Consider the following 21,801-nt stretch of genomic DNA (forward strand, 5'->3'; position numbering starts at 1 on the left):
GCGATGACCGCCGGATCAATAGGTTTTGCTGGTCTGCGCCTTACCCAGGTACAGCGTGCCCAGGCCGAACAGGTTCAGCGGCGACAGCACGAAGTGCTTGGAGCCGGGGCCTTCTTCAGCTATTCGGGGTCGACGCAGTAGTACGCCGGCACAAAGACGTTGCTGCATTCAAAATGGTTGCTGCCGGTACCGCAGGACCAGCGGCCTGACCGCCTCGATACGGGCCATCCACGCTTCTGCCTCGGCAAGTAGGTCACGCCACTGGATCAATGTCTTCATGTTCAGCTCCTTGCTGCGCAGGATGAGTCCTGGGGTCCGTGTCGACTTCGAACGAGGCCAATGTACGCATACAGTCGTACTGTTGCAAGTTCCTCGTACAATCTTTCTGTAAAGCGTGCCTGGAAACTCCAAGAGCGGGAAATCACGCGCGAACAGCGGCAAACATCATGCAACAGCAGCGATCTGCGGGATATCTGTGAGGAGCCCGGAAAAATGGCACGGCGACCGGCGTCGTGCCCAGGGGAGGTTTCAGCGTTCGTCGAAGGGGATGCCGCCCTTGGCCTTGTCGCCAGGCGGGGCCTCGACGATCTGCACCACCACATGTTCGCGGGCGACCTCGAAACTGTTGGCCACCGCCTCGGTCACCGAGCGCAGCAGCTTTTTCTTCTGCTGGTCGGAACGGCCGGCGGTTGCATAGACGATCACTTCTGGCATGTCGCTTTTCCTTTGCATGGGGATCCGTGGGTGTCGCCGGCGGCACGCCGGTGACGGGACGATCATACGCCGGGGAAAAGGAGTTGAACAGTTCGCGTACATGCGTACAATTTAAACGCTCGTCACACTTCAGGAGGCAAGGATGCAATTCGGAATCTACAGCGTCGGCGACGTCACCCGAGACCCGACCACAGGCCGTATCCCCAGCGAGGCCGAGCGCCTGTCGGCGATGGTGCGCATCGCCCTCAAGGCCGAAGAGGTCGGCCTGGACGTGTTCGCCACCGGCGAGCACCACAACCCACCCTTCGTGACCTCGTCGCCCACCACCCTGCTGGCGTTCATCGCCGCGCAGACCTCACGCCTGATCCTCTCCACCTCGACCACGCTGATCACCACCAACGACCCGGTGCGCCTGGCCGAGGAATACGCGATGCTGCAGCACCTGTCGGGCGGGCGCATGGACCTGATGCTCGGGCGCGGCAACACCGCGCCGGTCTACCCCTGGTTCGGCAAGGACATCATGCAGGGCCTGCCGCTGGCGCTGGACAACTACGACCTGCTGCACCGCCTGTGGCGCGAAGAGAACATCAACTGGGAAGGCCGCTTCCGCACCCCGCTGCACCGCTTCACCTCGATTCCCCGGCCGCTGGACAACCTGCCGCCCTTCGTCTGGCATGGCTCGATCCGCACCCCGGAAATCGCCGAGCAGGCGGCGCGCCATGGCGATGGTTTCTTCGCCAGCCATATTCTCTGGCCCAAGGGGCACTTCCAGCGCATGGTGGCGTTTTACCGCTCGCGTTTCGCCCACTACGGCCACGGCACCCCGCAACAGGCTATGGTCGGGCTGGGCGGGCATATCTACGTCAACCGCCAGTCCCAGGTCGCCCGCGAGCGTTTCCGCCCGTTCTTCGACAATGCGCCGGGTATGGCCATGGCCCTTCGCTGGAAGCGTTCATGCGCGAGACACCGCTGTCGGTCGGCAGCCCCCAGGAAATCATCGACAAGACCCTGACCTTCCGCGAGCAGTTCGGTGACTACCAGCGCCAGTTGTTCCTGTTCGACCATGCCGGCATTCCCTTGCCGGAGGTGCTGGACATGCTGGAGCTGTTCGGCAGCGAAATCCTGCCGGTGCTGCGCCGGGAGACCGCCAAGGGCCGCAACCCCGGCGCCGCCGAGCCACCGACCCATGCCAGGCGCCTGGCGCACCGTGAACAACGCGCGGAGTGATCAGGCCTGGGCAACTTACTCGAACAAGGCATCCAGTGCCTGTTCAAGGCGGGTTACGGCGATCACCTGCAGGCCCGCCGGTGGTTCTTTCGGTGCGTTGCCCTTGGGCACGATGGCGCGCTTGAAGCCGTGCTTGGCCGCCTCCTTCAAGCGCTCCTGGCCACTGGGAACTGGCCGCACTTCGCCCGACAGGCCGATCTCGCCGAACACCAGCAGGCCGTGGGCCAGCGGGCGATTTCGCAAGCTCGACATCACCGCCGCCAACAGTGCCAGGTCGGAAGCGGTCTCGAGCACCTTGACCCCGCCGACCACATTGAGGAATACATCCTGGTCGTGGGTTGGGATGCCGCCATGCCGATGCAGCACTGCCAGCAGCATGGCCAGGCGATTCTGATCCAGGCCTAGCGTGACCCGTCGCGGGTTGGCCAGGTGGCTGTCGTCGACCAGCGCCTGGACTTCCACCAGCATCGGGCGGGTCCCCTCCCAGGTGGCCATGACCACGCTGCCGGGCACTTCTTCCTGGGTGCGGTTGAGGAAGATCGCCGACGGGTTGGAAACCTCTTTCAGGCCCCGATCGGTCATGCCGAACACGCCCAGTTCGTTGACCGCGCCGAAGCGGTTCTTCACCGCCCGCAGCAGGCGCAGGCGGCCATCGGACTCACCTTCGAAATACAGCACGGTGTCGACCATGTGCTCCAGCACCCGTGGCCCGGCCAGCGAACCCTCCTTGGTGACATGGCCGACCAGGAAGATTGCCGTGCCGCTCTGCTTGGCATAACGCACCAGCAGCGCCGTGCTCTCGCGCACCTGGGCCACGCCACCGGGAGCCGACTGCAACTGCTCGGTGAAGATGGTCTGGATCGAGTCGATCACCATCACGCGCGGCTTCTCCACACGGGCAGTCGCGATGATGGTTTCGATGCAGGTTTCGGTCATCACCTTGAGCTGATCCTGGGGCAGGCCCAGGCGCCGTGAGCGCATGGCCACCTGCTGCTGCGACTCCTCGCCGGTGACGTACAGCGCGGGCATCTGCACGGCGATGTTGCACAAGGTCTGCAGGAGGATGGTCGACTTGCCGATGCCGGGGTCGCCGCCGATCAGTACCACGGAGCCGTCCACCAGGCCGCCCCCCAGCACCCGGTCGAGCTCGGTGCTGCTGGTGGTGAAGCGCGGGATCTCCTCGACGCTGACCTCGGCCAAGGTCTTGATCTGCGCCTGCTGCCCGGTCCAGCCGGCACGGCCGCTCGGAGCGGCGGCACCGCCGCTCTCGATCATGGTCTCGACCAGGGTGTTCCAGGCGCCGCAGTCGCCGCATTGCCCGGCCCATTTGGGGAAGGTTGCGCCGCACTCGGTGCAGCCATACAAGCGCTTGGCCTTGGCCATGGGCGGGGTCTCCTGGAAAAACCGCCATGATAGCCGAACACGGACGTGTCCCGGAGGCCGCGAAGGACGACAAAACTATTCGCGCTAAGCACAGTCATTAGCTGCGAACCTCACGCATGAAGCGTTTTAGTGGCTTACACTGCGTTTACCTCTCCATTCGTAACAAAGGAATACAGCATGGGCATGCTCAGTGAATTCAAGGCCTTCGCGGTCAAGGGAAATGTCGTCGACATGGCGGTGGGTATCATCATCGGCGCGGCCTTCGGCAAGATCGTGTCGTCCTTCGTCGGTGACGTGATCATGCCCCCCATCGGCCTGCTGATCGGCGGCGTGGACTTCAGCGACCTGGCCATCACGCTCAAGGCCGCCGAAGGCGATGTGCCGGCCGTGGTGCTGGCCTATGGCAAGTTCATCCAGACCATCCTCGACTTCATCATCGTCGCCTTCGCCATTTTCATGGGCGTGAAGGTGATCAACCGCCTCAAGCGCGAAGAAGCCGTGGCCCCGACCGCACCGCCAGTGCCCAGCGCCGAAGAGACGCTGCTGACCGAGATTCGCGACCTGCTCAAGGCGCAGAACCGTCAGCCCTGACCGAAAAAGCGCTATCCCTGTATCTGTAGGAGCCAGCCTTGCTGGCAAACAAGCGCGCCACGCATTCAAAGGTGTGCCCTGCCCGGTTCGCCAGCAAGGCTGGCTCCTACAGGTAGATACCGCGCTTTACCAGTAGTTTTCCACCGCCACCTGGCCAGGGCGCTTGCTCAGGCTCAGTTGCAGGTCGCGGGCCTTCAGCACCTTGCGCGTCTCGTCGATCATGTCCGGGTTGCCGCAGAGCATGATCCGTGAATGCTCCGGCGAGAGCGCCAGCCCCGCCGCTTTCTCCAGCTCGCCATTCTCGATCAGCGTGGTGATGCGCGCGTTCAACGCGCCCGGATGCTGCTCACGGGTCACCACCGGAATGAATTGCAGCTTGCCGGCGAACTCGGCCAGATAGTCACGTTGCTCCAGGCCGGCGATCTCTTTCAGATAAGCCAGCTCCTTTGCCTCGCGCACCGAATACACCAGCTTGATGTTGTCGAAACGCTCCCAGGCCTCGAAGCCCTGGAGGATCGACATGAACGGCGCAATGCCGGTACCGGTGGCCAGAAGCCACAGGTCGCGACCGCCGACGAATCGATCAAGTGTCAGGTAGCCGAAGGCTTGGCGATCGATCAGCAGGCTGTCGCCCTCGGCCAGCCGGCTGAGCTCACTGGTGAACTCGCCACCGGGCACCACGATGGAGAAGAAGTCGAGAAATTCGTCATGGGGTGCGCTGACCATCGAATAGGCGCGCCAGGCCACACTGCCGTCGGCCTTGGTCACCCCCAGGCGGGCAAACTGCCCGGCGCGGAAGCGAAACCCCGTATCACGGCTGACCCGCAGGCTGAACAGGTTGGGGGTCAGAGGCTGGACATCGAGCAGGGTCTGGCGGGTGAACTTGTCGGCACTGGCGGACATGACGGGCTCCATCGAACAATTGCGCCCAGTGTCGCGCAATGCGAGCGGGATAAACACCGTCGGTTTGTAGGGTATCGTCAACGGACTACAACAGACTGCTAAGAAAGCGACGCAGCTATAGCAAAAAAAACCGAGCGCAGGACGAGGACATTTCCTACACTTCGATCCGTGCGGCGCATCAATTGGATCCATTGCATATCAACGGAGCTTCACCGATGCCTTACTGGAAGAGCGAAACCATCCAGCTACTGCTGGAGGAACGTGACCCAAAGAAGCTGTTCGATCAGGCAGCGGACATGGCTCAGGCATTGGACATGGATTACCTGGGTTTGACGCTGCATCTGCATATCGCTGCCCATAGCCCACAGGTAGTGCTCTACAACAACTACCCACCCGAATGGAACACACGTTACCAGCAGGGCAACTTCTTCACGATAGATCCGATAGTGGCAAAGTGCCACAAGACACTCAAGCCGTTGGTCTGGAACGACGAACTGTTCCGTGAAGTGCCGCACCTGCGTGAAGCGGCAACCCAACATGGTATTACCCACGGCTGGACCCAGTCGGTGTTCGATCAACGGCATAACGAAAGCCAGCTGAGCGTGTGCCGGGGCAGTGGTGCGGTCGGCGTGGAAGAAGTCTATGAGAAGGGGTCGCTGGTGATGTGGCTGTGCAGCACGTTGCACGCAGCACTCAGCGAGTACCACCTGGAGAAGTTCAGCCCGACACCGCATTTGAGCGAGCGCGAACTGGAAGTGCTGAAGTGGTCCGCAGCCGGCAAGACCGCGTCGGACGTGGCGACCATCCTGTCGCTGTCGACCAGCACGGTGAACTTCCATATCCGCAGCGTGATCGGCAAGACCAACGCCGCCAACAAGGCAGGTGCCATCGCCATTGCAGCCCTGCGCGGCCTGCTCTGACAGCCCGCCCCCCCACGTCGGGCAAAGCCCTGTAGAATCGCCCACCGCAAGCCTGCCGCACAGCGCGCCAGGCAGATTCGCAGCTGAGCCCATGTCATGCCCCTGTTCAACAGCCCCTTCGCCGACCTCGACCTGATCCGCCAGCCGGAACAGGCCAACGACCCGCTGCTGGCCTTCGACGCCGCCGACCAGTATCTGCTGGAACACCTGGCCGCCCAGGCGCCGGCCGCCAACTGCAAGGTGCTGGTGCTCAACGACAGCTTCGGCGCCCTGGCGGCCAGCCTGGCCGGGCAGGTGGAGGTGATCAGCAGCGGCGACTCGCACCTGGCGCGCATGGCGCTGGAGAAGAACCTGGCACGGAACGGCAAGGGCTTTGACAGCGTGCCGTTCATGCCTGCCAACCAAGCCTGGCAAGGCCCGTTCGACCGGGTGCTGGTGCGTGTGCCCAAGACCCTGGCGCTGCTCGAGGAGCAACTGATCCGCCTGCAGGGCCAGTTGGCCCCGGGCGCCCAGGTGATCGCCGGCGCCATGATCAAGCACCTGCCACGCGCCGCGGGCGACCTGATGGAGAAGTACATCGGCCCGGTCCAGGCTTCGCTGGCACAAAAGAAGGCCCGCCTGCTCACTGCCACCGTCGCCGAGCGCCCATTGGCGAACTCCCCCTACCCTAGCCGCTACCGCCTGGACAGCCCCGCCCTGGAGCTGGTCAACCATGCCAACGTGTTCTGCCGCGAAGGGCTGGACATTGGCACCCGGGCCTTCCTGCCCCACCTACCGCGCAACCTGGGCCAGGCGCGGGTCGCGGACCTGGGCTGCGGCAACGGCGTGCTGGCCATCGCCAGCGCCCTGGCCAACCCCGATGCCCACTACACACTGGTGGACGAGTCGTACATGGCGGTGCAGTCGGCCCGCGACAACTGGCAGGCGGCGCTGGGCGAACGCGCAGTCGAGATACACGCGGCCGACGGTTTGGCCGGGCAAGAAAAGCAGTCTCTGGATGTGGTGCTGTGCAACCCGCCGTTCCACCAGCAACAGGTGGTCGGCGACTTCCTCGCCTGGCGGATGTTCCAGCAGGCCCGTGAGGCGCTGGTGGTGGGAGGGGCGTTGTACATCGTCGGTAATCGCCACCTGGGCTATCACAGCAAGCTGGCGCGGTTGTTCCGAGGTGTCGAGCAGGTGGCGGCGACGCCAAAGTTCGTGGTGCTGAAAGCCCGGAAATGAAGGGGGCCGCTTCGCGGCCCATCGCGGGCAAACCCGCTCCTACAGGTACCGCGCCAGACCTGTAGGAGCCAGCCTTGCTGGCGAACACCGGCAACGCCGGTGCCAAACGCTACGATGTTCTGCTCCGCGGATCAGTGGGTACTCAGCCCCGCCGCGCTCATGAACATGCGCATGCCATAGGCCACCACTCCCAGCGCCGCGACACTCAGCGCCCAGATCAGCACCAGCCAACCCACACGTTGCCACAGCGGCTTTTTCTCTTCGACGTTCATCACGACGCGCTCCTAGTGATAGCCATCTTCATGGGTCACCTTGCCGCGGAACACGTAATAGCTCCAGTAGGTGTAACCCAGAATGAACGGCAGGATGAACAACGTGCCCACCAGCATGAAGCCCTGGCTCTGCGGCGGCGCCGCAGCGTCCCAGATGCTGATCGACGGCGGGATGATGTTCGGCCACAGGCTGATGCCCAACCCGCTGTAGCCCAGGAAGATCAGCACCAAGGTCAGCAGGAACGGCGTGTAGTGCGCGTTACGCGCCACCGCCCGCAGCAAGCCGTAGAAGGTCACCAGTACCAGGATCGGCACCGGCATGAACCAGACCAGGTTGGGCATGCTGAACCAGCGCTCGGCGATCTGCGGGTACGCGATCGGCGTCCACAGGCTGACGATGCCGATCACCGCCAGCAGTACCAGCGCCAGGGGCCGGGCCATGTCATGCATTTTCTGTTGCAGCGGCCCTTCGGTCTTCATGATCAGCCAGGTGCAACCCAGCAAGGTGTAGGCCACGATCAGGCCCAGGCCGCAGAACAGCGTGAACGGGGTCAGCCAGTCCAGGGTGCCGCCGGCGAACTTGCGGTCGACCACCTTGAAGCCTTCGATGAAGGCGCCCAGGGCCACGCCCTGGAAGAAGGTCGCCACCAGCGAACCCCAGATGAACGCCTTGTCCCAGATATGCCGTTTGCTCGCTCTGGCCTTGAAGCGGAACTCGAAGGCCACGCCACGGAAGATCAGGCCCACCAGCATCAGGATCAACGGCAGGTACAGCGCCTCGAGCACCACCGAATAGGCCAGCGGGAAGGCACCGAACAGCGCCGCGCCCCCCAGCACCAGCCAGGTTTCGTTGCCGTCCCATACCGGGGCGACGGTGTTCATCATTACATCGCGGTCACGCTCGCCCTTCACGAAGGGGAAGAGCATGCCGATCCCCAGGTCGAAACCATCCATCACCACGTACATCATGACGCCGAAGATGATGATCACGGCCCAGATCAGCGGAAGATCGATACCCATCTCAGTTCCCCTTGCTCAGGCTGGCGGAGTCGGCCTCGTGGCCTTCATCGGCGGCGGACAGCGGCCGCGCCGGCGTGCGTTGCTGGCCAGGGCCACCCGGGGTGTGCTCCTCGCCTTCGCCGGTTTTCGGCCCTTTGCGCACCAGGCGCATCATGTAGCCGATACCAGTGCCGAACAGGGCGAAGTAGACCACCACGAACATCACCAGGGTGAAGCCCAGCTGTGCATAGCTATGGTTGGACACCCCATCGGCGGTGCGCATCAGGCCATAGACTACCCACGGCTGGCGACCAACCTCGGTGGTGAACCAGCCGGCGAGGATGGCGATCAGCCCCGATGGCCCCATCCACAGGGTGAGGTAGAGGAACGGCCGCGAGCTGTACAGCGTGCCACGCTTGCGCAGCCACAGGCTCCACAGGCCGACCAGGATCATCAGCATGCCCAGCCCGACCATGATCCGGAACGACCAGAACACGATGGTGGAGTTGGGCCGGTCCTGCGGTGGGAATTCCTTCATCGCCGGAACCTGCTTGTCCAGGCTGTGGGTAAGGATCAGGCTGCCCAGCGCCGGGATCTCGACCTTGAAGCGCGTGGTCTCGGCTTTCATGTCGGGGATACCGAACAGGATCAGCGGGGTCGGCTCGCCGGGCGTGTTCTCCCAGTGGCCTTCGATGGCCGCGATCTTCACCGGCTGGTGCTTGAGGGTGTTGAGACCATGGAAGTCACCGATCACCGCCTGCACCGGCGCGACGATCAGCGCCATCCACATGGCCATCGACAGCATCTTGCGCACCGCCGGGTTATCACGCCCACGCAGCAGGTGCCAGGCCGCCGACGAACCGACGAAGAACGCAGTGGCGACGAAGGCCGCGGTGGCCATGTGCATCAGGCGATAGGGGAACGACGGGTTGAAGATCACGGCGAACCAGTCCACCGGAATCACCTGGCCATTGACGATCTCGTAGCCCTGGGGGGTCTGCATCCAGCTGTTGGAGGCCAGGATCCAGAACGTCGACACCAGCGTGCCGAGCGCCACCATGCAGGTGGCGAAGAAGTGCAGGCCGCGGCCGACACGGTTCCAGCCGAACAGCATGACACCGAGGAAACCGGCCTCCAGGAAGAAGGCGGTCAGCACCTCGTAGGTGAGCAACGGGCCGGTGATGGAGCCGGCGAAATCGGAGAACTGGCTCCAGTTCGTACCGAACTGATAGGCCATGACCAGGCCAGAGACCACGCCCATGCCGAAGTTGACGGCGAAGATCTTCGACCAGAAGTGGTAAAGGTCACGGTAGGTGTTGTCGCCGGTCTTCAGCCAAAGACCTTCGAGGACTGCCAGGTAGCTCGCCAGGCCAATGGTGATGGCTGGGAACAGGATGTGAAAGGACACGGTAAAGGCAAACTGGATTCGGGCGAGCTCTAGGGCTTCTAATCCGAACATGGTGCTTCCTCTTCAGATAATCCGGCGGCCGGGCCCATGGCCCTGTCGCCCACTGCCCCCACGGGGTGTCGAGTGTGGCCTGTTCTTTTTGTTCTGTTCGATCGCAGGGATTACGGCCCGAAGGCCAAATCGTTGCTTCTGGAACGATTGATCCAGATCAACGACTGAATGGAAGCATAGTCCTGAATGACCTATCCGGATGTGTGGTTGATTGCCGCGTGACCCGATGTCTCACCCTCTTTTGCGATGCCTGCGGAGTTGATCCACGCGGCTTTCAGCAACCATTTGTTACAAACAGATGTTACTCTTCAGCCCCCTCTAGCACCGAGGTCGCAGGCTCCCCGATGTCCGATTCCGCCCCGCAATTGCTGCGCCATCACCGCCCCTTCATCGCCTTCTGGCTGGCCCGCGTGTTCACCGCCAGTGGCTTCCAGATGCTCACCGTGGCCATCGGCTGGCACCTCTACCAACTGACCGGCAACGTCCTCGACCTGGGCCTTGTTGGCTTGGTCGAATTCGCGCCTCGCGTACTGTTCATGCTGCACACCGGCCACGTCGCCGACCGCTACGACCGGCGCAAGGTCGCCGCCCTGTGCCAGACCCTGCAGGCGCTGATCGCCCTGGCGCTGGCCCTGGGCAGTTTTACCGACAACGTCAGCCGCGAGTTGATCTTCGTGCTGGCCTTCCTGCTGGGGGCCGCCCGGTCGTTCGAGATGCCGGCGACCCAGGCCCTGTTGCCCAACGTGGTGCCGCCCGGGTTGTTCCCCCGTGCGGTGGCGGCCTCGGCCTCGGCGTCACAGGCGGCGACCATCGTCGCTCCGGCGGTGGGTGGGCTGCTCTATGCCTTGGGCAGCACTTGGGTGTACGGCCCGACCGTTGCCCTGTATGTCATCGCCTGCCTGCTCACCCTGAACCTGGACGCCCGCCAGCAGCTCCCGCAACGCGGCCGTGCCAGCCTCGACTCACTGCTGGCCGGAATCCGCTTCATCCGCAGCCGCCCGGACATCCTCGGCGCCATCTCGCTGGACCTGTTCGCCGTGCTGCTGGGCGGCGCCACCGCGCTATTGCCGGTGTTCGCCAAGGACATCCTGCTCACCGGTGCCTGGGGCCTGGGCTTGCTGCGCTCAGCGCCCGCCGTCGGTGCGCTGCTGATGTCGCTGTGGCTGGCGCGCTTCCCGGTGGAACGCAAGGTGGGGCTGACCATGTTCACTGCGGTGGGGGTATTCGGCGTGGCGACCATCGCCTTCGGCCTCTCGACCTCGTTCTGGTTCTCCCTGGCGGTGCTGGTGGTGCTGGGCGCGGCGGACATGATCAGCATGGTCATCCGCAGCGCCTTCGTGCAGTTGGAGACGCCGGACGAGATGCGCGGCCGGGTGAGCGCGGTGAATGGGTTGTTCATCGGTGCCTCGAATCAGCTCGGCGAGTTCGAATCGGGCGTTACCGCGCACTGGTTTGGCACAGTGCCGGCGGTGGTGCTCGGTGGCGTGGGCACCCTGGTGGTGACCGGGGTGTGGATGAAACTGTTCCCGACGCTGACTCACCGGGACCGTATGCACAACGGCTGACGGCCCTTTCGCCGGCAAGCCGGCTCCTACAAGGCCCCGTAGGAGCCGGCTTGCCGGCGAACCAGGCACAAAGACGCCATCCAATCTGACTCGACCGACTGCCCCAATGGCCATAGGCCCCCGCCATCCATGCTGGTATGATGCGCGGCTTTTTTCCGCCCCACACAAAACCACGGCATCCGGTACGGTCTGTGCTTTGCTGTTGGGGTCGATACATTCACGGCGCGAGGGCGCCCTGGGGAGCAGGCATGCTGGAAAGGCTGTTTCAACTAAGAGCACACAACACCAACGTGCGCACCGAGATTCTCGCGGGCGTCACCACCTTCCTGGCCATGGCCTACATCCTGTTCGTCAACCCGAGCATCCTCGGCGAGACCGGCATGGACAAGGGCGCGATCTTCGTCGCCACCTGCCTGGCCGCGGCCATCGGCTCGGTGACCATGGGCATCATCGCCAACTACCCGATCGCCCTGGCGCCGGGCATGGGCCTGAACGCCTTCTTCACCTACACCGTGGTCCTGCACATGGGCCACACCTGGCAGGTGGCATTGGGCGCGGTGTTCCTCTCTGCAGTGCTGTTCTTCCTGCTGTCGATCTTCCGCATCCGCGAATGGATCGTGAACAGTATCCCGCTGCCGCTGCGCTCGGCCATCGCCGCCGGTATCGGCCTGTTCCTGGCGCTGATCGCCCTGCATAACGCGGGTATCGTCGTCGATAACCCCGCGACCCTGGTGGGCCTGGGTGACCTCAAGCAGCCTGCACCGATCCTCGCCACCCTGGGCTTCTTCCTGATCGTCGCCCTCGAGGCGCTCAAGGTGCGCGGCGCGGTACTGATCGGCATCCTCGTCGTGACCATCGCCTCGATCGTCCTGGGCGTCACCCCGTTCAACGGTGTGGTGTCGATGCCGCCTTCGCTGGCCCCGACGTTCCTCCAACTGGACATCGCCGGCGCCCTCGACGTAGGCCTGATCAGCGTGATCTTCGCCTTCCTGTTCGTCGACCTGTTCGACAACTCCGGCACCCTGATCGGCGTGGCCAAACGCGCCGGCCTGATGGGCAAGGACGGCCATATGCCGAAAATGGGCCGCGCCCTGATCGCCGACAGCACCGCCGCCATGGCCGGCTCGCTGCTGGGCACCTCGACCACCACCAGCTACATCGAATCGGCCGCAGGCGTGAGCGCCGGTGGCCGCACCGGCCTGACCGCCATCGTGGTCGCGATCCTGTTCCTGCTGGCGCTGTTCTTCGCCCCGCTGGCCGGTAGCGTGCCGGCCTTCGCCACCGCCCCGGCGCTGCTGTTCGTCGCCGTGCTGATGGCCTCGGGCCTGGCCGAGATCAATTGGGACGACGTCACCGAAGCCGCGCCGGTGGTGGTGACCGCCCTGGCCATGCCGCTGACCTACTCGATCGCCAACGGCATCGCCTTCGGCTTCATCGCCTGGACCGCCATCCAGCTGATCTCCGGTCGTCACCGCGACCTGAACCCGGCGCTGGTGATCCTGTCCATCCTGTTCGTCATCAAGCTGGGCTGGTTCAACGCATGAGTGCTGTCTTCGATCCCTCGCAATACGACGCGCAGCTGGCGGCCAAGGCCGCCCGCCTGCGCGAGCTGCTGGCACCGTTCGGCGCGCCGGAGCCGGCAGTGTTCGACTCGCCGCGCAAGCACTACCGCCTGCGCGCGGAGTTTCGCCTGTGGCGCGAGGGCGGCCAGCGCCACTATGCGATGTTCGCCCCGGGCGAAAAGCACAAGGCGATCCTGATCGACGACTTCCCTATTGCCAGCCAGCGCATCAATGACCTGATGCCGCGCCTGAAAGCCGCCTGGCAGGGCAACGAGGACCTGAACAACCGCCTGTTCCAGGTCGAGTTCCTCACCACCCTGGCCGGTGATGCGATGGTCACCCTGTGCTACCACCGTCCGTTGGACGAGGCCTGGGAAGCGTCCGCGCAGCAACTGGCCAGCGACCTGAACGTCAGTGTGATCGGCCGTTCCAAGGGCAAGCGCGTGGTGATCGGCCGCGACTATGCGGTGGAGAACCTCGACATCGCCGGCCGCACCTTCAGCTACCGCCAGCCCGAAGGCGCCTTCACCCAGCCCAACGGCGCGGTGAACCAGAAGATGCTCGGCTGGGCCTTCGAAGCCATGGGCGAGCGTGACGACGACCTGCTTGAGCTGTACTGCGGCAACGGCAACTTCACCCTGCCGCTGGCCACCCGTGCGCGCCAGGTGCTGGCCACCGAGATCAGCAAGACCTCGGTCAACGCCGCCCTGCACAACCTCGACGAGAACGGCATCGACAACGTGCGCCTGGTGCGCCTGTCGGCCGAGGAGCTGACCCAGGCGCTGAACGAGGTCCGCCCGTTCCGCCGCCTGGAAGGCATCGACCTGAAAAGCTACGACTTCGGCACCGTGTTCGTCGACCCGCCGCGCGCCGGCATGGACCCGGACACCTGCGAGCTGACCCGGCGCTTCGAGCGCATCCTGTACATCTCCTGCAACCCCGAGACCCTGGCGCAGAACATCGCCCAGCTGCAGGATACCCACCGCATCGAACGCTGCGCCCTGTTCGACCAGTTCCCCTACACCCATCACATGGAAAGCGGGGTGCTGCTGGTTCGGCGCTGACCCGCGACCGGGCGGGGCCGCAACGGCCCCGCCGCTCGCTGCAAGGAGTGATGTGCCGATGGACCAATTCAGTGCCATGCAGACCTTCCGCCGGGTCGTCGACCTCGGCAGTTTCAGCGCCGCCGCCGCGCAGGCGGGGCTATCCCACACCGTGCTGTCGCGCCAGGTGAAGAACCTCGAGCGCCACCTCGGCACGCAACTGCTCAACCGCACCACCCGGCGCCTGCAATTGACCGAAGCCGGCGCGCTGTTCTATCGCCACTGCGTGCAGATCCTCGAACAGATGCAGGCAATGACCCTGGAGCTTTCCGAGCACCAGCAACAACCCACCGGCACCCTGCGCCTGGGCGTGGCCACCGCGTTCGGTGAACTGGAGCTGGGCCGTTGGCTGCCGGACTTCGTCGAGCGTCACCAGCGCCTGCAGATCGAGCTCAACTGCAGCGATCGTTTTGTTGACCTGCTGGAAGAGGACATCGATGTCTGCCTGCGCGTGACCGACCACCTGCCCGACTCCAGCCTGGTGGCCCGCAAGCTCGCCACCAGCGAGGTATTGCTGGTGGCCGCACCCGCCTACCTTGAACGCCACGGCTATCCCAGCACGCCCGACGCGCTCGCTGCGCATCCATTGCTTGGCTACAGCCAACTGTTGCATCCGCAGCGCCTGCAACTTCGCGGGCCAGATGGGGAGGCGACAGATGTGGTCATGCCCCGGCGACTGAGCGCCAACTCGCCGATGGCCCTGCGCGCAGCCGCCATCGGTGGCCTGGGGATCGCCAGCTTCGACCGCTTCATCGTGCACGATGCCCTGCGCGACGGGCGCCTGGTACCGTTGCTTGAAGGGTGGTCACTCCCCTCGCGCGCGCTGTATGCAATCTATCCGCAAAGCCGCTACTTGGCGCCGAAGGTGCGCGCCCTGCTCGACTTTGTGCAGGCCTACTACGACACGCCACGCTGGCAAACCTGATATGTGCTTTTGTTGCACAAGTCATGGCATTCGATTGGCGTATTTGTGCTCTCGAGGATTGATTAACCTTCGCTCCACACCTTTTATCTGGCGAAGGAGCCTCCCATGAAAGCACTGAAACTGATGATCGCTGGCCTGACCCTGGCTGGCCTTGCCGGCACCGCCATCGCGGCAGGTGAACATCGCGTCTCGGTACCCGACAGCGCCACCCTGCAATGGCAGGAGGTCTCGGGCACGCAAGGCGCGGTGCGCTACGCCAATGTCGAAGGCGACCTGTTCGGCAAAGGCCCGTACTCGGCCTATGTGCTGTTCCGCAAAGGCACCGACAATGGCTTGCACACCCACAGCCAGGCACTGCCGACCGTGGTGTTGAGCGGCACGTTCTATGCCGTGATCGATGGCAAGCGCGTCGAGTACCCGGCCGGTGCCTACTACAAGCTGCCGGCGAACCTGGTGCATGAGAGTGGCTGCACGGCGGCGGCCGACTGCTTGTTGTTCCAGTACCAGGCGGACGCCTTCGACCTGAAACCGGTCAAAGGCTGAGGTATTCCGTAGGAGCCGGCTTGCCGGCGAACCATGGCCAACACGGCGAAGGTTCGCCAGCAAGCTGGCTCCTACGGGGATCGGGGCACCATCAGAAATCGAAGAACACCGTCTCGCCTTCCCCTTGAATACGGATATCGAACCGATACGCCGTCTTCCCCTCCACTTCGCAACGCCGGGCGATCAACGTCTCCCGCCGCTGTGGCTGCTCGATCAGGTTGAGCACCGGGCACCTGGCGTTCGCCTCACCCTCATCGTCGAAGTACAACCGTGTGTGCAGGTGGATATTGATCCCCCGGGCGAACAGGCTGATGTTGACGTGAGGCGCCATGGGCACGCCCGCGGCATTGTTCACCACGCCCGGCTTGACCGTGTGCAGGGTCCACTCCCCGGCGTCGAACGTGGTGGCTGTGCGGCCAAAGCTGTTGAAAGCACTCTCGTGGTTGTACGCGTCCTGGTAGAGGCCATCGGCATCGGCCTGCCACACCTCCAGGAACGAATCGCGTACCAGGTGGCCGTTGCCGTCGTAGACCTGGCCGACCAGCACGATATGCTCGCCCGGCGCATCGGGCTTGGCCAGGCGACTGCAGATTTCCTGGTCGCGGGTCGGGTTGCCGGCCGCCTCCAGGGCGAGGCCGATGTGCACGTAAGGGCCGGCGGTCTGCGAGGGCGTTTCCGGCAGCAATTCGATAGGCATGGCGGAACTCCTCAGCGGTTTTCGAAGTGAGTCTGGCGCTGGCCGCGCAAGACGATGTCGAAGCGGTAGGCCAGGCAATCCATCGGGTTGGCGTTGCTCATGTCGAGTTTGGCAATCAGCCGCTCGACCGCAGCGGGGTTGGCGATCGACTTGACGATTGGGCACAGCGGAATCAACGGATCACCCTCGAAATACAGCTGGGTGATCAACTTGGTGGCGATCGACGGCCCGCTGATGGAGACGTGGATATGCGCCGGGCGCCAGTCGTTGGGGCCATTGCGCCATGGGTAAGGGCCGGGCTTGATGGTGCGAAAGCTGTAGTAGCCGTCGCGATCCGTCAGACAACGGCCGACGCCACCGAAGTTCGGGTCCAGCGGGGCCAGGTAGCGGTCGTTCTTGTGCCGGTAGCGGCCTCCGGCGTTGGCCTGCCACATTTCCACCAGGGTGTGGGGGACCGGCTTGCCATACTGGTCGACCACCCGCCCAGCCACGATGATGCGCTCACCCACAGGAAGGCCACCGTGATTGAAGTTCAGCAGCAGGTCGTGGTCATGCTCGCCGAAGCGCAGGTGGGAAAAGTCAGGGCCGGTGGTTTCGCTGATCGACTGTGGAATGCTGACCAGCGCCTGGCGCGGGGAACGCGCCACCGAGGTCTTGTAGTCGGGGGTGAAGGCCTTGGGGTGCCAATTGCGATCACGGATCACGAAGCGGCTGGTGTCCTGGGCGGGCATGCCGATGTCCTCTCTTGGAATTGTCGAACGCCTGGGCGTGGCAGGCGGACTTGCAGTTTCCGATAGGCTCGGGGTGATGAATATTGAATTTCAGGGTCAAAAGCATAACCATTTGGTTATGCATAATCATGCAAAGCATCAGCCTGTGCGGCGCTGGGCTAATCTTTGACTTCATGTTTCACAAACCGGAGAGCAGTACATGGAATGGCGAAAAGGTCGACGCAGCGACAACGTGGTCGATGCCCGCGGCGAAGGGGGTGGCGGCGGCGGGATGCGCTTCGGTGGCGGCAAGGGCCTGGGGCTGGGCGCCATCCTGCTGATCGTCGGTATCGGCTGGCTGACCGGGCAGGACCCGCTGCAGATCCTCGGCCAGCTCGCCGGGCAGATGGACCAGCAACAGACCGCGCCAGCCAATGTAGGCAGCAAGGCGCCACCGGCCAACGACGAGCAGGCCGAGTTCGTCGCCTCGATCCTCGGCGACACCGAGGACACCTGGAAGGCTCTGTTCGCCCAGGCCGGCAAGCAATACCGCGACCCCAAACTCGTGCTGTTCAGCGGCCAGGTCAATTCCGCCTGCGGCTTCGCCTCATCGGCGGTCGGGCCGTTCTATTGCCCAGGCGACCAACGGGTGTACCTGGACATGACCTTCTTCCGTGAGATGGAAACCCGCTTCCGCGCCGCTGGCGACTTCGCCCAGGCCTATGTGATCGCCCATGAGATCGGCCACCACGTGCAGACGTTGCTCGGGGTTTCGGCCAAAGTCGACGCAGCCCGACGCAATGGCCAACGCATGGAGGGCGACAATGGCTTGCTGGTGCGCCAGGAACTGCAGGCCGACTGCCTGGCTGGCGTTTGGGCCTACCAGGCACAGAAGCGCCTGAACTGGCTTGAGCCCGGGGATGTGGAAGAGGCACTCAATGCCGCCAACGCCATCGGCGATGATCGCCTGCAACAGCAGGGGCAAGGCCGTGTGGTGCCGGACTCCTTCACCCATGGCACCTCGCAGCAGCGGGTGCGCTGGTTCAAGGCGGGGTTCTCCAGTGGCGACCTGAACCAGTGTGACACCTTTAGCGCGCGTAGCCTTTAAGCTCCGGGGCCGCTTCGCGGCCCATTCGCGGATGAATCCGCTCCTACAGGCGTTGGGTTGGGGCAATAGGCGCTACTTGCACATTTCTTCCTTCAACCCCGCCGGTTGCACCGGTGCCTTGCGCCACTGCGGCAAGCCGATCAGCACCACCGCGCCGATGATCACCGCCATCGCCACGCACTCCTCGGCGCCAATCTGCTCACCCGCGAAGACAATCCCCAGCAGCACCGCCACGGCCGGGTTGACGTAGGCATAACTGGTAGCCGCCGCCGGGCGCACGTGCTTGAGCAGGTACATGTAGGCGCTGAACGCCAGGATCGAACCGAAGAACACCAGGTAGGCCAACGCCCCCCAACCCGCAGCGGTGGGCATCTGCGTCATGCGTTCACCGCTCAGGGCACTGGCGATCAGCAGCACGACACCCCCTACCAGCATCTCGGCAGCACTGGCCATGGCGCCTTGGGGCAGGGGCAGGTTCTTGCTCCACACCGAGCCAAACGCCCAGGCCGCCGCCGCGAACAGGATCAGCGCCGCGCCCATGGGGCTGGCTTGCAGGTTCGAACCCATGTTCAACATGCCGATGCCGACCAGCCCAAGGGCAATTCCCGCCCATTCCAGGCGCGAGTTGCGGTGGCCGAACATCAACCCGAATACCAGGGTGAACAGCGGCACGGTCGCCACCGCCAGGGCCGCCACGCCCGAGGCCACGCCCGCGTGCTCGGCCAGGGTCACGCCACCGTTGCCGCAGCTGAGCAGCAAAAAGCCGATCGCCCCCGCCGCCCGCCATTGCGGCCAGGTCGGTGCGGGCACGCCACGCCAGCGCAGGAAGCCATACAGCAAGCAGCCCGCGATAACGAAGCGCACACCCGCCATCAGCATCGGTGGCCACGACTCCACGCCAATGCGGATGACCAGGTAGGTCGAACCCCAGACCAGGTACAGGGCAAGGAAGGCACCGACAAGCAACAGCGGGAAGCGACGGGAGGCAGACATGGCGTTGGGCTCGAAATCCGTTTACGGGTGACCTAGTTTAAGAAGGGCACTCGGCGAACATAAGTTACAAAACACGTTTAAATCACCCGAACACTTTGCTATGAACGGTTATTCATGCCTCTTACCGTCGATTGCAAAGCCACCAGGAAACACCATGGACAAATACGACCGCATGCTGCTCGCCGCCTTGCTGGAAAACGGTAGAGCCACCTACGCCCAGCTGGCGCGCCAGGTGAATCTCTCCGCCCCTGCGGTGGCTGAGCGAGTGGCCAAGCTCGAAGCCAGCGGAGTGATCAGTGGCTACACGGCCAAGGTCGACCTGGAGAAGATCGGCCTGCCGATCCAGTGCGTGATCGAATTGCGCCTGGCCAGCCATGGCAACCAGCAGGCCTACGACGCCTTGACCCGCATCCCCGAACTGATCGAATGCCACCGGGTCACCGGCGACCCCTGCGTGATCATGCAGGCAGCGGTGGCGTCGATGGGGGAGCTGGAGGCACTGATCAATCGGGTGTCGCAGTTGGGGTTCAGCAAGACCTCGATCGTGCTGTCGAGCGCAGTGGAGCGCCGGGTGCCGCTGGCACACCTGGAGGCCAACCCCAGAAAACCCTGACCCCGCGCGCCCCTGTAGGAGCCAGCTTGCTGGCGAACCAAGGCACACGGCAACGTGCTGGCAACGGTTCGCCAGCAAGCTGGCTCCTACAAAGAGCGTCAGTGGCGCAGGAGCAGCTTGCCCTCGATCGGCACGTAGTGGCTCGCCGAACGGATCAACGACAACGCCGTCAGCCCTGGCACGCCATACACCACCGTCTCGACCCCATGACGCTTTGCCGCCCGCTCCAGCAGCAGGTCGAAATCACCATCCCCCGAGGCCAGCACCACCTGGTCGACCCGCTCCGCCGCTTCGATCACATCGAGGGTGATGCCCACATCCCAGTCGCCTTTGGCCGAGCCATCGGCGCGCTGGATGTAAGGCTTGAGGCGCACTTCGAAACCGAGGTTGCGCAGGATCTGCTGGAACTGTTGCTGCTTGCTGTCGCCGCGGTCGATCGCATAAGCAACCGCCTCGACGATCTGGCCTTCGCGGCTGACTTCGGCCCACAGCGTGGTGTAGTTGAAGTGGCAACCGTGGACCTGGCGCACGGTGTAGTAGAGGTTCTGCACATCGGCGAACAGCGCGATCTTCTTCAAGCCAGGGCACCTCGTTGAATGCGTGAGAGGGGCTGCTGCGCAGCCCATCGCGGCACAAGGCCGCTCCTACAAGGGCGGTGTGATGCCTGTAGGAGCGGCCTTGCGCCGCGAACGGGGCGCAACGCGCCCCTGGATGCCAACGAGTATGCCAGACCCTTCAGACGAAGGTGTCGTCGTCCGAGAAGAAGCCACCATCGTCGTTGCCGTAGTCGGTGTCGGCATACCCACCCTGGTCGTTACCCCAACCGCTGTTGTCGGCCACCTGGCGCTGGCTGTCCTGGTCGTTCCAGCTGCCGTGGTCGCTGGCCGGTTCTTCCTTGATCACCTCGACGATCTGTTCGGGCTGCGAGTTGTGGTTGAACAGGCTGCTGATGCCCTGGGCCAGCAGCACGCCCCCGGCAACACCGGCAGCGGTCTGCATCGCGCCACCGAGGAAACTGCTGGCACCGCTGCGGGACGGCGCAGGCGCCGCGCCGAAACCGGTTTGCGGCTGGGGCTGGGCATAGGCCTGTGGCGCCGGTTCGCGCCAGCCACCGCCGGAAGATGGCGGAGCGACCGAGCGTTGTGGCTCCGGCGCCGGGCTGCGGGCACCTGCGCCAAAGATGCTGGAAAGGAAACCGCCACCGCCGCTATTGCTACTTGAACGGGTCGCCTCGAGCTGCGCGCGGGCCTGCTTGAGGTCGGCCTCCAACTGCTTGTTCTGCTCGTCCAGGCGCTTGATCGCCGCTTCCTGAACCAGGATCGCCTGGGCCATGTAGTACGGCGCCGCCGGTTGCTGGCGCAGGCGCTCCTCGATATGTGCCTGGGCCTGGGCATCACGCGGCTGGGCGGGATCCTCGGCTTGCTTGAGACGGCTGAACAGGCCGTCGATCAGGGTTTGTTCTTCAGTGTTCATCAGGGCAACCTCGTGCGCGGAACAGGACATCGGACAGCGTCAAAGATGGGGGGCCGGGCGCTGCGATTCAATTAACGGGGCCATGAAACTTTTTTCAGCAAGCGAGCGGTCTGGGCTAAAGTGATGCCCTGCTTTTTCTGCCATGCGATGTTGACCGATGAATCCGCTGAGCGTTCTGCGCGACTCCCTGTACTTCTTCCGCCGCCACCTGACGAGCATCCTCCAGCTGTGCCTGCCACTGGTGGTGCTCGAGGCCCTGGGCACCCAACTGCTCTACCAGCAACTGGGCGAACAGGCCTCACCCGCCTACGGCATGCTGGTCAGCCTACTGTTCTACCCGCTGTACAGCGCGGCGCTGATCCTCTACCTCGACACCCGCAGCAACGGCCAGGCGATCGCCAAGCGCGACCTGTTCGCCCGTGCCGTGCAGCTGTGGCCGGCCTTGGCCCTGCTGATCCTGATCAGCTCGTTGCTGATCATGGCGGGCCTGGCGCTGTTCATCTTCCCGGGCGTGTGGATCATGGTGAACCTGGTGTTCGCCGAGTACCTGCTGGTGCTGCGCGGCCTGCCGGTGATCGAGTCGATGCGCACCAGCGCGCGCATGACCACCGGGCACTTCCTGCGCATCATGGTCTGCATGCTGTCGGTGCTGGCCCCGCTGTGGCTGATCGACGGCCTGCTGCTGACCGCGTTCCCCGAGCCGCAGCCGGGTGTACAGCTGGTGCTGGACAGCCTGAGCGGTTTCCTCCAACTGTTCAGTACCGTGGTGCTGTATCGCCTGTTCATGTTGCTCGAAGGCGAAGCCGGCGCCTGAGCGGTA

At 64.1% G+C, this 21,801-nt stretch carries 25 protein-coding genes; 13 read left to right on the forward strand and 12 right to left on the reverse strand.

Annotated elements, in window-relative coordinates; all coding sequences use genetic code 11:
* Positions 1-15: 15 nt before the first annotated feature.
* The gene (locus NGM28_RS00210; protein ID WP_240064821.1) at positions 16-168 is read right to left on the reverse strand and encodes a hypothetical protein; all 153 of its coding nucleotides are present in this window, start codon (positions 166-168) and stop codon (positions 16-18) included.
* Between the two features lie 360 nt (positions 169-528).
* Entirely contained in the window at positions 529-816 is a 288-nt protein-coding gene (locus NGM28_RS00215) for a tautomerase family protein (RefSeq protein ID WP_353620506.1), read from the reverse strand.
* A 40-nt stretch (positions 817-856) separates the two neighbouring features.
* Here NGM28_RS00215 and NGM28_RS00220 point away from each other — a divergent pair, with 40 nt between their 5' ends.
* Positions 857-1,726 (forward strand): CE1758 family FMN-dependent luciferase-like monooxygenase, encoded by an 870-nt coding sequence (locus tag NGM28_RS00220; RefSeq protein WP_252088359.1) that lies wholly within the window; start codon positions 857-859, stop codon positions 1,724-1,726.
* On the forward strand, positions 1,669-1,941 hold the full coding sequence (locus tag NGM28_RS00225) for an LLM class oxidoreductase (protein ID WP_252088360.1): 273 nt from the start codon (positions 1,669-1,671) through the stop codon (positions 1,939-1,941). Before NGM28_RS00220 ends, NGM28_RS00225 begins: the two co-directional genes overlap by 58 nt.
* Positions 1,942-1,956: 15 nt before the next feature.
* Here the strand turns inward: NGM28_RS00225 and radA are convergent, their stop codons facing one another.
* On the reverse strand, positions 1,957-3,324 hold the full coding sequence (gene radA / locus NGM28_RS00230; RefSeq protein WP_252088361.1) for a DNA repair protein RadA: 1,368 nt from the start codon (positions 3,322-3,324) through the stop codon (positions 1,957-1,959).
* Positions 3,325-3,501: 177 nt separating this feature from the next.
* Here radA and mscL point away from each other — a divergent pair, with 177 nt between their 5' ends.
* Positions 3,502-3,915 (forward strand): large-conductance mechanosensitive channel protein MscL, encoded by a 414-nt coding sequence (mscL, locus tag NGM28_RS00235; RefSeq protein ID WP_011535791.1) that lies wholly within the window; start codon positions 3,502-3,504, stop codon positions 3,913-3,915.
* Positions 3,916-4,041: 126 nt separating this feature from the next.
* Here mscL and NGM28_RS00240 read toward each other — a convergent pair whose 3' ends face one another.
* A complete protein-coding gene (locus NGM28_RS00240; protein WP_252088362.1) occupies positions 4,042-4,818 on the reverse strand; it encodes a ferredoxin--NADP reductase in 777 nt (258 codons plus the stop codon).
* 215 nt (positions 4,819-5,033) lie between these two features.
* Between NGM28_RS00240 and NGM28_RS00245 the strand changes: the two genes are divergently transcribed.
* Complete coding sequence (locus tag NGM28_RS00245) at positions 5,034-5,738, forward strand: autoinducer binding domain-containing protein (protein ID WP_252088363.1); 705 nt, start codon at positions 5,034-5,036, stop codon at positions 5,736-5,738.
* Between the two features lie 96 nt (positions 5,739-5,834).
* The gene (locus tag NGM28_RS00250; RefSeq protein WP_252088364.1) at positions 5,835-6,959 is read left to right on the forward strand and encodes a methyltransferase; all 1,125 of its coding nucleotides are present in this window, start codon (positions 5,835-5,837) and stop codon (positions 6,957-6,959) included.
* Positions 6,960-7,090: 131 nt separating this feature from the next.
* Here NGM28_RS00250 and NGM28_RS00255 read toward each other — a convergent pair whose 3' ends face one another.
* The 3 genes from NGM28_RS00255 to NGM28_RS00265 are packed head-to-tail and all read right to left on the reverse strand — an operon-like array spanning position 7,091 to position 9,689.
* Positions 7,091-7,231, reverse strand: coding sequence for a DUF2474 domain-containing protein (locus tag NGM28_RS00255; RefSeq protein WP_213658403.1), 141 nt, complete (start codon positions 7,229-7,231; stop codon positions 7,091-7,093).
* A 12-nt stretch (positions 7,232-7,243) separates the two neighbouring features.
* Positions 7,244-8,251 (reverse strand): cytochrome d ubiquinol oxidase subunit II, encoded by a 1,008-nt coding sequence (gene cydB / locus NGM28_RS00260; RefSeq protein WP_252088365.1) that lies wholly within the window; start codon positions 8,249-8,251, stop codon positions 7,244-7,246.
* A 1-nt stretch (position 8,252) separates the two neighbouring features.
* Positions 8,253-9,689 carry a cytochrome ubiquinol oxidase subunit I gene (locus NGM28_RS00265; RefSeq protein WP_240064830.1) on the reverse strand — a complete coding sequence of 479 codons (1,437 nt, stop codon included), beginning with the start codon at positions 9,687-9,689 and terminating at the stop codon, positions 8,253-8,255.
* Positions 9,690-10,033: 344 nt separating this feature from the next.
* Between NGM28_RS00265 and NGM28_RS00270 the strand changes: the two genes are divergently transcribed.
* From NGM28_RS00270 to NGM28_RS00290, 5 genes are all read left to right on the forward strand, one after another.
* A complete protein-coding gene (locus NGM28_RS00270) occupies positions 10,034-11,254 on the forward strand; it encodes an MFS transporter (RefSeq protein WP_252088366.1) in 1,221 nt (406 codons plus the stop codon).
* Between the two features lie 248 nt (positions 11,255-11,502).
* Complete coding sequence (locus NGM28_RS00275; RefSeq protein WP_252088367.1) at positions 11,503-12,798, forward strand: NCS2 family permease; 1,296 nt, start codon at positions 11,503-11,505, stop codon at positions 12,796-12,798.
* Positions 12,795-13,880: a tRNA (uridine(54)-C5)-methyltransferase TrmA gene (gene trmA, locus NGM28_RS00280; RefSeq protein WP_252088368.1), complete on the forward strand. Its 1,086-nt coding sequence runs from the start codon at positions 12,795-12,797 to the stop codon at positions 13,878-13,880. Before NGM28_RS00275 ends, trmA begins: the two co-directional genes overlap by 4 nt.
* Positions 13,881-13,938: 58 nt before the next feature.
* The gene (locus NGM28_RS00285) at positions 13,939-14,844 is read left to right on the forward strand and encodes a LysR family transcriptional regulator (RefSeq protein ID WP_240064834.1); all 906 of its coding nucleotides are present in this window, start codon (positions 13,939-13,941) and stop codon (positions 14,842-14,844) included.
* A 105-nt stretch (positions 14,845-14,949) separates the two neighbouring features.
* Positions 14,950-15,387 carry a cupin domain-containing protein gene (locus NGM28_RS00290; RefSeq protein WP_240064835.1) on the forward strand — a complete coding sequence of 146 codons (438 nt, stop codon included), beginning with the start codon at positions 14,950-14,952 and terminating at the stop codon, positions 15,385-15,387.
* Between the two features lie 91 nt (positions 15,388-15,478).
* Here NGM28_RS00290 and pcaG read toward each other — a convergent pair whose 3' ends face one another.
* Both pcaG and pcaH read right to left on the reverse strand, forming a co-directional pair.
* Positions 15,479-16,084 (reverse strand): protocatechuate 3,4-dioxygenase subunit alpha, encoded by a 606-nt coding sequence (gene pcaG / locus NGM28_RS00295; protein ID WP_252088369.1) that lies wholly within the window; start codon positions 16,082-16,084, stop codon positions 15,479-15,481.
* An 11-nt stretch (positions 16,085-16,095) separates the two neighbouring features.
* Positions 16,096-16,815 (reverse strand): protocatechuate 3,4-dioxygenase subunit beta, encoded by a 720-nt coding sequence (gene pcaH, locus NGM28_RS00300; protein WP_240064837.1) that lies wholly within the window; start codon positions 16,813-16,815, stop codon positions 16,096-16,098.
* Between the two features lie 199 nt (positions 16,816-17,014).
* On the opposite strand from pcaH, the gene ypfJ reads away from it, so the two are divergent.
* Positions 17,015-17,902 carry a KPN_02809 family neutral zinc metallopeptidase gene (gene ypfJ, locus NGM28_RS00305; protein WP_240064838.1) on the forward strand — a complete coding sequence of 296 codons (888 nt, stop codon included), beginning with the start codon at positions 17,015-17,017 and terminating at the stop codon, positions 17,900-17,902.
* A gap of 72 nt (positions 17,903-17,974) precedes the next feature.
* Here the strand turns inward: ypfJ and yedA are convergent, their stop codons facing one another.
* Positions 17,975-18,895 carry a drug/metabolite exporter YedA gene (gene yedA, locus NGM28_RS00310; protein ID WP_240064839.1) on the reverse strand — a complete coding sequence of 307 codons (921 nt, stop codon included), beginning with the start codon at positions 18,893-18,895 and terminating at the stop codon, positions 17,975-17,977.
* 154 nt (positions 18,896-19,049) lie between these two features.
* On the opposite strand from yedA, the gene NGM28_RS00315 reads away from it, so the two are divergent.
* Entirely contained in the window at positions 19,050-19,508 is a 459-nt protein-coding gene (locus tag NGM28_RS00315; RefSeq protein ID WP_213658415.1) for an Lrp/AsnC family transcriptional regulator, read from the forward strand.
* 98 nt (positions 19,509-19,606) lie between these two features.
* On the opposite strand, the gene NGM28_RS00320 is transcribed toward NGM28_RS00315, so the two are convergent.
* Entirely contained in the window at positions 19,607-20,134 is a 528-nt protein-coding gene (locus tag NGM28_RS00320) for an NYN domain-containing protein (RefSeq protein ID WP_252088370.1), read from the reverse strand.
* Between the two features lie 109 nt (positions 20,135-20,243).
* Positions 20,244-20,981: a DUF2076 domain-containing protein gene (locus tag NGM28_RS00325; RefSeq protein WP_252088371.1), complete on the reverse strand. Its 738-nt coding sequence runs from the start codon at positions 20,979-20,981 to the stop codon at positions 20,244-20,246.
* A 157-nt stretch (positions 20,982-21,138) separates the two neighbouring features.
* On the opposite strand from NGM28_RS00325, the gene NGM28_RS00330 reads away from it, so the two are divergent.
* The gene (locus tag NGM28_RS00330) at positions 21,139-21,795 is read left to right on the forward strand and encodes a YciC family protein (RefSeq protein WP_240064842.1); all 657 of its coding nucleotides are present in this window, start codon (positions 21,139-21,141) and stop codon (positions 21,793-21,795) included.
* The last annotated feature ends 6 nt before the right edge of the window (positions 21,796-21,801 follow it).

The organism is Pseudomonas sp. MWU13-3659 (assembly GCF_023757525.1).
GTDB classification, from domain to species: Bacteria; Pseudomonadota; Gammaproteobacteria; order Pseudomonadales; family Pseudomonadaceae; genus Aquipseudomonas; species Aquipseudomonas entomophila_E.